This window comes from Inquilinus sp., assembly GCF_057815775.1.
This window is the reverse complement of sequence record NZ_JBYRFX010000695.1, coordinates 1-10,940: the sequence shown is the minus strand read 5'-3', so window position 1 is coordinate 10,940 and position 10,940 is coordinate 1. Positions and strand designations below refer to the sequence as shown.

The following is a 10,940-nucleotide window of genomic DNA, read 5'->3' as shown; positions in this document are numbered from 1 at the left end:
AGCGTGGCCAGGCGCTGAAGTCGGCGGCCAAGAGCGACTTCATGAGCCGCGCGGCCTCGCTGGCCCAGCTGCTGGAGACCATGCCGCCGGAGCTGCGCGACGACATCCTGCACGGCATCTCCACCGCCTACACCCGGTACTGGGTGTCGGGCGAGGAGCCCGGCGACGCGGCGGCGTGGCGCCAGACCGCCTGGTCCAAACTGGTGACGCCGCTGCCCAGCCTGGCCTTCCCCGGCAAGAAGCCGTCCGCGCCGCGCGAGGAACCGCTGCACGATCCCGGCCCGATGGCCGCGTCCGCCGCCCCGACCGCGTCGTGGTGGGACCTGCCGGCGGGGGTGTGGCCGCTGCCGCGGCCCGCCCGGATGCTGTATCTCGACGATGCCAACGGCCTGGGCCTGTCCGCCCAGCTCGACGGCGGCGCCTGGCTCAACATCGCCTATGCCAAGCAGATGGGCGGCGCGATGTGGACCAGCCAGACGGCGATGACGCTGGCGATCACCGCGATCGTGCTGTCGGTGATCGGCATCTTCGTCGCCCGCGGCATCACCAAGCCGATGCGGCGCCTGGCCGTGGCGGCCGAGGCGCTGGGCCGCGGCGAGGCGGTGACCCCGCTGCCCGAGGCCGGGCCGGACGACATCCGCAACACCGCCGAGGCCTTCAACCGGATGCAGGAGCGGCTGCAGCGCTTCGTCGACGACCGGACCCGCATGCTGGCCGCGATCGGCCACGATCTGCGCACGCCGCTGACCTCGCTGCGGCTGCGCGCCGAATTCGTCGCCGATGACGAGGCACGGGAGAAGATGCTGGCCACCATCGTTGAGATCCAGGCAATGACCGAGGCGACGCTGACCTTCGCCCGGGCCGAGGCCACGGTCGAAAGCACGCGCCCGGTCGACCTCGCAGCCCTGGTCGGCAGCCTGTGCGACGACATGGCGGAGCTGGGCCACGACGTCGCCTTCGCCGAGGGTCCGCGGGTCAATTACCGCTGCCGGCCGGATGCGCTGCGCCGGGCGATCCGCAACCTGGTGGAGAACGCCGTGCGCTACGGCGAACGGGCCCGGGTCTTCCTGGCCCGCACGGCCGAGAGCGTCGACATCGTGATCGACGATGACGGGCCCGGGATTCCCGAACAGGTGAGCGAACAGGTGTTCGCGCCGTTCTTCCGCATCGAGGATTCGCGCAACCTGGAGACGGGCGGCGTCGGCCTCGGCCTGTCGATCGCCCGGACCATCGCGCGCCACCATGGCGGCGACATTCTGCTGGCCAATCGGCCCCGCGGCCTGCGGGCGACGATCACCTTGCCGCGGATCGGATAGGAGCCGATCAGCCCCGGGGCACGGTGGCCGGCTCCGCCGGCCCGCGCAGGCGGCGGTAGATGAAATCGGGCGGCGCCGGGCGGTGCGAGGCGGTTTCGGCCAGGCTGAGCATCGTCTCGTGGAAGGGCGACAGGGCACAGGCCGGGTCGGTGGCGTCGGCCTGGCCGGTCAGGGCCATGGCCTGGCAGCGGCAGCCGCCCCAATCCACCTCACGCTGGTCGCAGCCGCGGCAGGGCTCGGGCATCCAGGCGGTGCCACGGAAGCGCTCGAACGCATCCGATGCTGCCCAGATCTCCGCCAGCGGCTTGTCGCGCACCGACTCGAAATCAAGGCCGGGGATGGTTTCGGCGGCGTGGCAGGGCAGCACCTTGCCGCTCGGCGTAATGTTCAGGAAGCGGCGGCCCCAGCCGCCCATGCAGGCCTTGGGCTGGCGGGCGTAATAATCCGGCATGACATAGTCGATCACCAGCCGGCCATGCAGTCGGTGGGTGGCGGCGGCCACCACGGCGCTGGCGTTGTCGAGCTGTTCGCGGCTCGGCATCAACGCGTCGCGGTTCTTCAACGCCCAGCCGTAATACTGGACATGGGCGACCTCCAGCCGCGCCGCGCCGATCTCGACCGCGAGGTCGATCATGGCGTCGAGACGGTCAAGATTCTGGCGATGGACCACGGCGTTCAGCGTCAGCGGCAGCCCCGCCTCGGTGACCCAGCCGGCGAAGGCCAGCTTCTTCGGCTGCGCGCCGGGATAGTGGCCGATGCGGTCGGCCATAGCGGGGTCGACGTCCTGGATGCTGAGCTGGGCGTGGTCCAGCCCGGCCTCGACCAGGCCGCGGAACCGGTCGCGATCGATCGCCACGCCTGATGTGATCAGGTTGCTGTACAGCCCGGCGTCGCGGGCGCCGCGGATCAGCTCCGGCAGATCGCGGCGGAGGGTCGGCTCGCCGCCGGAGAAATGGACCTGCAGGATGCCGAGGGCTGCCGCCTCGCGGAGCACGCGCAGCCATTCCGCGGTCGACAGCTCGCTGTTCACCCGCTCCATCTCCAGCGGGTTGGAGCAATAGGGGCATTGCAGCGGGCAGCGATGGGTCAGTTCGAGCAGGGCCGCCAGCGGCGGCTCCGGCCGGGGAGAGGTGCTGTTCATGTCGCCATGATCCGCTTGGCCAGCAATTCATCGATCAGCCGCTCGACATCGGCGGCGACCTCGCCCGGCTCGGCCTCGAAGCTCGCGGCAAGGTCGGCGATGATCTCGGTCACCGTGCTGGTGCCGTCGCAGCGGCGCACGATCTCATGGGCGATCTCGTCGAGCATGATCACCCGCTCCGGCCCCAGCACCACCCAGCTCTGCCGCGTCTCGTCGTATCGCATGCGCGAGCCGCGGGCGAGCTTCGGCCGGCGCTCGGCCTCAGGCGTGGGCTGGGCCGCAGCGCTCATCCCCGGTCCTCCGGCACGAAGGCGCCGGGCGGGATGTTGCCGGGCACGACATAGGCATGGTGCAGCGCGTCGAGCTGGGCCCACAGCACGTCGCATTTGAAGATCAGTGCGTTCAGCACATCCTGCTGCTGGTCCGGCCGCCGCGCCTCGCGCCGGACGTAGTCGAGGGCGAAATCAGAGTCGCGCGGGGCCTGGCTCAGCCGCTTGTCGAAATAGGACAGCGCATCGCGCGACACGAAGTCGTAATTGGCCAGCATGCCGGCGACGCGGTTGCCGATGATGGCCGGGGCGAACAGCTCGGTCAGCGATGACGCGATCGCCTCCAGCAGCGTCTTCTCGCGCACGAAGCGGACATAGGCGTCCACGGCGAAGCGGGTCGCCGCCAGGATGCCGCGGCCGTCGCTGACCGCGGCACGGTCCAGGCCGAGCGCGTCGGTCAGGTGCAGCCAGCGGGCGATGCCGCCATCGCCCTCGTGGTTGCCGTCATGGTCCTCGATCCGCCGGCGCCATTCCCGGCGCAGCTCCGGATCCTCGGCCCGCGACATCAGTCCGGCATCCTTCAGCGGGATCCGGCTCTGGTAATAGTATCGGTTCAGCGCCCAGGCCTGGACCTGGCCCCGGTTCAGCTGGCCGCCATGCAGCAGGGCGTGGAACGGGTGGCGGTCGTGATATCGCTCGTGCCCGATGGCGCGCAGCGCCGCCTCCAGCTGGTCCGGGCTCATCGTCTCGGTCATCGCGCCAGCCTCATGAAACGATCTCCATGCCATCCTCCGCCACCTCCCAGCCGGACGCCGCCAGCGCGGCGCGCTCGGGCGAATCCTCATCCAGCACGGGGTTGGTCGTGTTCACGTGAATCAGCAGCCGGCGCCGGACCCCGAGATCGGCGAAGGCGGCCACGGTGCCGTCCGGTCCGTCGATGCTCATATGGCCCATCCGCCGGCCGGTCTTGGCGCCGACGCCGGTGGTGATCAGCTCGTCGTCCCGCCACAGCGTGCCGTCGAAGAAGACCAGGGGTGAATGCCGCAGCCGGGCGCGCAGCGCCGGCGTCATGGCGGCGCAACCCGGGATGTAGTGGAACCGATCCGCACCACACACGATCTCGAGCCCCAAGGTCTCGTCCGGCGCGCCGCCCAGATCGGCGCCGGCCTGGCCTTCCAGATACAGCGGCACCTTGCCGGGCACCGGGAAGGGGGTGATCGTCAGGCCGGCGATCGGGATCGCAGCGTCGGGCATGACACTATGTCGTTCGACAAAGCGCGGGTTCAGGGCGTCGAAGATCGGGTTGGCGGCCAGCGCGGCCAGCACCGGTGGGGCGGCCCACAGCGCAAAGGGCTGCGATTCGCGCATCGACAGCAGCCCGGCGACATGGTCGATCTCGCCGCTGGTCAGGATCACCGCCGTGATCGGCGAATGGCGCAGGCCAGCCTGCGGCCACAGCGCCGGGGTGCCCGACACCTGCTGCCGGAAATCGGGGGAGGCGTTGACCAACAGCCAGCGCTCGCCATCGGCGCTGACCGCCAGTGACGCCTGGGTGCGCGGCTTTGCGCGCAACGTTCCGTGCCGCACCCCATGGCTGGTGGGGGCGTCGCAATTCCATTGCGGAAAACCTCCGCCGGCGGCGGAACCGAGGACGACGATGCGCATGGTCTCAACCCCGCTTTCGGCAGCCTCGCCGGATCCGGCGCACGGCGGAGGGTTTGGTCAGACCTTCGCGCAGGCGTAGGCGTTGATCTCGCAGCCCACGGAAATCTCGCGGAGTTTCGGTGTCTTCCAGCGCTTCATCAGGATCCTCCGTTGCTATCGGCTCACCCAGGGATAACACCCCGACCCGGCAGTTGGATCCGGTGCGGGCCGTATCGAGGCCATCATGCGCCTTCCAGCCATCAGGGGAATACTACTTTGGAGCCATGTGCGGCCGTCCGCCTCAGGTCCGGCCTCAGGTCCGGGCCTCAGACGCCGATCGCCGCCTTGATTCTGGTGGCGCTGAGCGGCAGGTCGCGCAGGCGCCGGCCGGTGGCATCGGCGACGGCGTTGGCGACCGCGGCGCTGGCAGGACCCTGGCCGGTTTCGCCACAGCCCAGGAAGGGCAGGCCGGGGCGGTCGATGATGTGGACCTCGACACTGTCCGGCACCGCGCTGAAGCGCAGGATCGGATATGTCGACCAGTCGACCGAGGTGATCCGGCTGGTGTCGAAGGACACGGCCTCGTACAGCGTCCAGCTCATCGACTGCAGGATGGCGCCTTCGACCTGGTTGCGCACGCCGTCGGGGTTGACCACCTGGCCGGTGTCGACCGCGGCGACCACGCGCGGGACGCTGACCGCGCCGGTCTCGTGCGACACCGCGACCTCCATCGCCACCGCGCAATAGGCGGCCAGGTTCTTGTAGCGGGCGAAGGCGAAGCCGCGGCCCCGCCCAGGCCCGGCCGGGCGGCCCCGGCTCCAGCTGAAGGCCTCGGCCGCGGCGGCGACCACGTCCCGGGCACGCGGGTCCTCCAGATGCTTCAGCCGGAACGCCACCGGATCGGCATCGGCGGCCAGCGCCAGCTCATCCATGAAGCTCTCGATCGCGAAGATGTTCATCTGCGCGCCGAGCGAGCGCAGGGCCGAGATCCGCAGCGGCATCTCCGGCACGAAGTGATGCACCACCCGCGCGCTGGGGAAGGCGTAGATCGGGATGCCGTTGCGGTCGCCGCCGCCCTCCGGCTGCGGCAGCGGCTGGGGCGGCGGCACCGGGAAGGGCTGGGCGATGTGCTGAGCGGCCAGCAGGCAACCGGCCGAACCAGGGCGCATCGAATGGGTGTTGCTCCACACCCCGTAATCCCAGTCGGCGATGCGGCCGGACGGGTCCAGTACGGCGCGGGCCCGGGCCACCATCGACGGGCCGAACGGCTCCCAGGAATGCTCCTGCTCGCGCATCCACTGCACCCGGATCGGGCGGCCGGGCAGGGCGGTGGCCAGCAGCGCGGCATCGCCGGCCGCGTCATCGGCGCCGTTGTGCCCGTAGCAGCCGGAGCCCGGGGTGTGGATGCAGCGCACCTGGTCCAATGGCCGGCGCAGCATCTCGGCGATCGCCTTGCGGTCGGGATACACGCCCTGGGTGTGGGTCCAGACCGTGACCATGCCGTCCTGCTCCAGCGCCACGGCGCAGGATGGGCCGATCGACCCGTGCGACAGGTAGGACCGGGAATAGGCGGCCTCGACCGTGGTCCCGGGGCCTGGGATGGCATCGTGCCGGTCGAGGATGGTGTGGTCCTCCGCCCGCAAGGCCAGCAGTGCGTCGGTCATCCGCGTCTGGTCCGGCAGCACGGCACTTTCCTGCCACACAGCTCCGGCGGCCAGCACCCGCATCGCTTTGACCGCCTGGAACTCCTGTTCGGCCAGCACGGCCAGGAAATTGCCGTCGCGCACCACCTTGACCACGCCGGGCATGGCCTCGACCGCGGTGCTGTCCAGGCCGGTCAGGCGGGCGCCGTAGCTGGGCGGCCGCACCAGGCGCGCATGCAGCATGCCGGGCAGGCGCATGTCCTGCACATAGGCCGCACCGCCGGTCACCTTGGCCGGGATGTCGATGCGTGGCACCGGCTGGTTCATCAGCCGGAAGCGGCCGGGATCGGTCAGGTGCGACGCCGGCTGCGCCTGGACATGCAGCGACAGGCCGCCGGCCAGATGGCCATAGGACAGCCTGGTGCCGTCGGGCGCGAGCACGGCGCCGTCCGCGACCCGCAGTCCGTCGGCGGGCACCGCCAGGCGTCGCGCGGCCTCGCCCACCAGGATCTCGCGCACCTGGGCCGCGGCGTTGCGGATCGCAGTGCCGCTGTCCTGCATCGAATGGCTGCCGGCGGTGTAGCCCTCATTGGCGGTCAGGCCGGTGTCGGCAGTGACGATGGCCAGCCCCTCGAAGGGCAGGCCCAGCTCCTCCGCCGCGACCTGGCGCAGGGCGGTGCCGATGCCTTGGCCCAGCTCGGCCTTGCCGGTGAAGACGGTGACCGCGCCGTTGGCGTCGACCTTGATCCAGGAATCGAGGAACGGGCTGTCGGCCAGGCTACCGGGCAGCCTGGCGCCCTCATGCTGCGGTGTCTCGGCCGCCTGCTGGGCGAAGCCTGCCGGCGTGATGGCGAAGCTGACCACCAGGCCGCCGGCGCCCTGCAGCAGGCTGCGCCGGGACAGGGCGAGGTCCTGAAGGGCGTTCATCGCACGATCTCCGCCGCCGCACTCTGCATCGCCGTGGCGGCCCGCCTGATGGCACGCAGGATGCGCATATGGGTGCCGCAACGGCAGAGATGCGGCTGCAGCTGCCGGCGGATCTCCGCATCCGAGACATCGGGCGTCTTCTGCAGCAGCGCCTGGGCCCGCATCATCATGCCGGGGATACAGTAGCCGCACTGCGCCGCCTGCTCCTCGATGAAGGCGCGCTGCATCGGGCCGGGCGCCTCGGCGGTGCCGAGCCCCTCCAGCGTCGTGATCTCCTTGCCCTCCAGCAGCAGGATCGGGGTGACGCAGGAGAACACGGCCTCGCCGTCCACCATCACGGTGCAGGCGCCGCATTGGCCGAGGCCGCAGCCGTATTTCGCGGCGTTGAGCTGCAGATCGCCGCGCAGCACATAGAGCAGCGGGGTGTCGGGGTCGGCGCCGACGCTGTGAGTCCGGCCGTTGACCTTGAGCTCGATCATGACCTGTCCTACTGGCTGACGCCGGGTGCGCCCGGCGGGACTGAAGGCGAAGACGGAACCGCCGCGACCTCGGCGTCGCGGGCGGATTGCACGGAGCCGGCGATATCGGCCCAGGCCGGCTGTTTGCTGAAATGGCCCCGCAGATAGGTGATCAGCGCGACCAGCTGCGGGTCCGACAGGGCGGCGCCGAAGCCCGGCATGATCGGGTCGCGGGCGCCGTTCACCGCCGGCACGCCGCCGCGGATGATGCGGATGAGATTGGCCGGGCTGGTGCCGTTCAGGGTGGAGCTGAGCATGAGGCTGACGCCGCCGAAGGGCGAGGGCCGGCTGCTCTCATGGCAGCTGGCGCATGTGCCAGCATAGATCGCCGCGCCGAGATCCTGGCCTGCGGCCGGGGCGCCGAGGGCAACCGTCTGGCTGCCGGCAGATTGCGGCCGGGTGCCGGGCCCGGCTGTCACCGCCTGTGCCTGCAGCGCGTCGCCGCGCTGTTGCGCAGCGCCGGAGGGGATGCCCATCGCCGCGGCGATGTAGACCGAGATCGCCTGGACATCGGCATCCGGCAGCGTGCCCAGATTGCCCGCCACCGGCGTCATCGGTCCCCGCGCCGTGCCGTGCAGCCCGTGCCAGCCGGTGCGCAGATAATGGTACAGCGACTCCTCGGTCCACGGCACCGGCGCGGGGGAGGTGGCATTGAGCGGGTAGGCGGTCCAGCCTTCGGCCTCGCCGCCGGCGAAGCGCTGGCCGGTCTGCTCCGCGCCCAGCAGGTTGCGCGGCGTGTGGCAGGCGCCGCAATGGCCCAGCCCTTCCGCCAGATAGGCACCGCGGTTCCACTCAGCGTCCTGCGCCGGATCCGGCTGGTACGGCCCCTGGCGCAGGAACAGCAGTTTCCAGCCGGCGAGCATGAACCGGAGATTCAGCGGGGAGGGCAGCTGGTTGGCCGGCGCCCGGGCCGCGACGGGTTGGCGGGTCATCAGGAAGGCGTAGAGGGCCCGGTCGTCCTCATCCGTCACCAGGGTGAAGTGATCGTAGGGGAAGGCCGGGTACAGGTGGCCACCGTCGCGATCGACGCCTTCGCGCATGGCCCGCCGGAACGCGGCCTCCGACCAGCGACCGATGCCGGTGTCCGGGTCCGGCGTGATGTTGGTGGTGAAGATCGTACCGAAGGGGGTCGGCAGCGGCAGCCCGCCGGCGAAGGGCTGGCCGCCGGGTACGGTGTGGCAGGTGTCGCAATCGCCCAGGGCGGCGAGGTCGGCGCCCCTGCGGATCTCGACCGGGTCGAAGCTTGCCGCCGCGGGCGGGTCGATCGGCGGAATCGCCGGCCGCCAGGCGATCGCGGCGAACCCTGCCGCACCGGCAACGATCAGCACGCCCAGCCCCAATGCGATGCGGCGGGCTCTCACGAGTGCCCCATGGATCTGCGTCCCATTCCCATCCCTGCCCCTGTTGTAGGGTTTCAGATGACGGATTTTGTCATTCGCAAATGATCGGACGATTCCTGCCGGATGGCGAGAGGGGATTTGTCTTCACGAGGGCAGCGTGGTGCGGCGTGTCCGCACAGTAAAATAGTCCTGCATCCGCGGCCGCACAGCAGCGGCCCGAGCGGCGCTGGAGAAGCCGTGAAACACCGGATGTCACGGTAATACAACCTATGAGAGTAGGTAGAAATACTTAGGGAATACGGGTCATGACCCCGGTCATTCCGGGTTATGCACAGCGTCGCCACAGGGCTAGCACACCGAAGCGGGACGAAAAGGCTGGACCTGTGACCGGATGTTGTGACATATCCGTTTTCATGACTGCCGAACCGCTCCTGACCCGGTCCGGACGCCCAGGCTTTTGCGCGAAGTTCAGCCGCAAGACCGGGGATCGTCGATCGGGGCTCGCCGTCGTCGCAGCCATCGGCGTGGCACTCGTTGCCACCGGATGCGCTCCCGTCCATCCTGGAAAGGGGAGCATCGCCGAAGGTCTGACAGCCCAACGACCCGCCGATCCTGGCGTCGTCACGATCAACGGCGTGCGCTATGTCGCCCGCACCGATCGGGATGCCGTGCAGGTCGGCAGTGCCGCCTGGTATGGGCCCGGCTTCCATGGCCGCAAGACCGCCAGCGGCGACCGCTTCGATTCCGGCCTGGTCTCGGCCGCGCATCGCAGCTTCGACCTGCCCAGCCTGGTCAAGGTCACCAATCTCGACAACGGCCGGACGCTGATCGTCAAGATCAACGACCGCGGCCCCTATGATCGTTCCAAGATCATCGACATGTCCGCCCGCGGCGCGGACCTCCTCGGCTTCCGCGGCAACGGCTCGGCCCGGGTGAAGATCCAGCTGCTGGAGGAAGAGAACCGCTTCCAGGCGCTGCAGGCCCAGCGCGACCAGGCCCGCCGCAGCCAGGTCGCCTCCGCCGGGCTCCATGTCGATGCCGGCGACGTGCCCTATATCGCCGTGCCGCCGGCCCCGCCGGTGCCAGACCGGATGCCCGAGATCGTCGGCCATGTCGGCGACGAGGCGAAAAAGCCCTCCGGCCTGTTCGTCGCTGCCGCCAAGGCCACCCGGCCGCAGCAGGTGGCCACGCTGTCGGAAGCCCTGCGCCGCTTCGGCCCGGTCTCGACCGCCGCCGCAGCAGGCGCGATCGAACTGCGCGTCGGCCCCTTCATCGACCCCAAGGCCGCATCGAGCACCTTGAAGCAGCTTGCCGACGCGGGCTATTCCGGAGCACGTATCGTCGCCGAGTGACCGTCCGCCAGTCTGAGCGGCACGGGCCTGCGGCACGAGCAGGCCTCAGGCGGGGACGGATTTGAGCACGCGCGGACGCTTCATCACGCTGGAAGGCGGCGAGGGCTCGGGCAAGAGCACCCAACTTCGCCATCTTGCCGCCGCGCTGGCCCAGCGCGGGGTCGAGGTCGTGAGCACGCGCGAACCCGGCGGTTCGCCGGGCGCCGAGGCGATCCGCGACCTGCTGGTCCGGGGCGACACCAACCGCTGGGACCCGGTGACCGAGGCGCTGCTGCATTTCGCCGCCCGGCGCGACCATCTGCGCGTCACCGTCCGCCCCGCGCTCGACCGCGGCGCCTGGGTGGTGTCGGACCGCTACGCCGACAGCTCCCTGGTCTATCAGGGCTGGGGCATGGGCGTGGACCGCGCCAGCCTCGATGCCCTGTTCCAGATCGCGACCGACGGCCTGAAGCCGGATTTGACCCTGGTGCTCGACGTGCCGGTCGAGATCGGCCTGGCCCGGGCCGGCCTGCGCCCCGGCGGCGAAGACCGCTACGAGCGCATGGGCGAGGCGCTGCACCGGCGGCTGCGCGAGGGCTTCCTCGCCATCGCCGCGGCCGAGCCGGAGCGCTGCGCCGTGATCGATGCGAGCGGGTCGGTCGACGCGGTGTCCGATGCCATACGCGCCGCCGTGGACGCGAAGTTCGGGCCCGCCCCATGAGCGCCGAATTCCCGGTCCCGCGCGCCAACCCGCGGCTGCTCGGCCATGAGGCGGCCGAGGCGACCTTCCTCGACGCGCTGAACGCCAAGC

The 10,940-nt window shown here is 70.5% G+C and carries 11 protein-coding genes; 3 read left to right on the top strand and 8 right to left on the bottom strand.

Annotated elements, in window-relative coordinates:
* A partial coding sequence (locus AC3XYG_RS24160) for an ATP-binding protein (RefSeq protein ID WP_489142416.1) occupies positions 1 to 1,316 on the top strand: 1,316 nt, incomplete at its 5' end.
* A 7-nt stretch (positions 1,317 to 1,323) separates the two neighbouring features.
* Here AC3XYG_RS24160 and pqqE read toward each other — a convergent pair.
* The 8 genes from pqqE to AC3XYG_RS24120 all read right to left on the bottom strand — a co-directional run bounded on the left by pqqE (position 1,324) and on the right by AC3XYG_RS24120 (position 8,819).
* Positions 1,324 to 2,457, bottom strand: coding sequence for a pyrroloquinoline quinone biosynthesis protein PqqE (gene pqqE, locus AC3XYG_RS24155; RefSeq protein WP_489142415.1), 1,134 nt, complete (start codon positions 2,455 to 2,457; stop codon positions 1,324 to 1,326).
* Complete coding sequence (gene pqqD, locus AC3XYG_RS24150) at positions 2,454 to 2,747, bottom strand: pyrroloquinoline quinone biosynthesis peptide chaperone PqqD (protein WP_489142414.1); 294 nt, start codon at positions 2,745 to 2,747, stop codon at positions 2,454 to 2,456. Before pqqD ends, pqqE begins: the two co-directional genes overlap by 4 nt.
* Positions 2,744 to 3,481, bottom strand: coding sequence for a pyrroloquinoline-quinone synthase PqqC (gene pqqC / locus AC3XYG_RS24145; protein ID WP_489142413.1), 738 nt, complete (start codon positions 3,479 to 3,481; stop codon positions 2,744 to 2,746). The genes pqqD and pqqC overlap by 4 nt, the downstream gene beginning before the upstream one ends.
* Positions 3,482 to 3,491: 10 nt before the next feature.
* The gene (gene pqqB / locus AC3XYG_RS24140) at positions 3,492 to 4,391 is read right to left on the bottom strand and encodes a pyrroloquinoline quinone biosynthesis protein PqqB (RefSeq protein WP_489142412.1); all 900 of its coding nucleotides are present in this window, start codon (positions 4,389 to 4,391) and stop codon (positions 3,492 to 3,494) included.
* A gap of 57 nt (positions 4,392 to 4,448) precedes the next feature.
* Positions 4,449 to 4,529 (bottom strand): pyrroloquinoline quinone precursor peptide PqqA, encoded by an 81-nt coding sequence (gene pqqA, locus AC3XYG_RS24135; RefSeq protein ID WP_489142417.1) that lies wholly within the window; start codon positions 4,527 to 4,529, stop codon positions 4,449 to 4,451.
* A gap of 167 nt (positions 4,530 to 4,696) precedes the next feature.
* Complete coding sequence (locus AC3XYG_RS24130; RefSeq protein ID WP_489142411.1) at positions 4,697 to 6,940, bottom strand: xanthine dehydrogenase family protein molybdopterin-binding subunit; 2,244 nt, start codon at positions 6,938 to 6,940, stop codon at positions 4,697 to 4,699.
* Entirely contained in the window at positions 6,937 to 7,419 is a 483-nt protein-coding gene (locus AC3XYG_RS24125; RefSeq protein WP_489142410.1) for a (2Fe-2S)-binding protein, read from the bottom strand. Before AC3XYG_RS24125 ends, AC3XYG_RS24130 begins: the two co-directional genes overlap by 4 nt.
* 8 nt (positions 7,420 to 7,427) lie before the next feature.
* Positions 7,428 to 8,819, bottom strand: a complete 1,392-nt coding sequence (locus AC3XYG_RS24120; RefSeq protein WP_489142409.1) for a c-type cytochrome — start codon at positions 8,817 to 8,819, stop codon at positions 7,428 to 7,430.
* 614 nt (positions 8,820 to 9,433) lie between these two features.
* Here AC3XYG_RS24120 and AC3XYG_RS24115 point away from each other — a divergent pair.
* Entirely contained in the window at positions 9,434 to 10,150 is a 717-nt protein-coding gene (locus AC3XYG_RS24115; RefSeq protein WP_489142408.1) for a septal ring lytic transglycosylase RlpA family protein, read from the top strand.
* 61 nt (positions 10,151 to 10,211) lie between these two features.
* The gene (tmk, locus tag AC3XYG_RS24110) at positions 10,212 to 10,850 is read left to right on the top strand and encodes a dTMP kinase (protein ID WP_489142407.1); all 639 of its coding nucleotides are present in this window, start codon (positions 10,212 to 10,214) and stop codon (positions 10,848 to 10,850) included.
* The last annotated feature ends 90 nt before the right edge of the window (positions 10,851 to 10,940 follow it).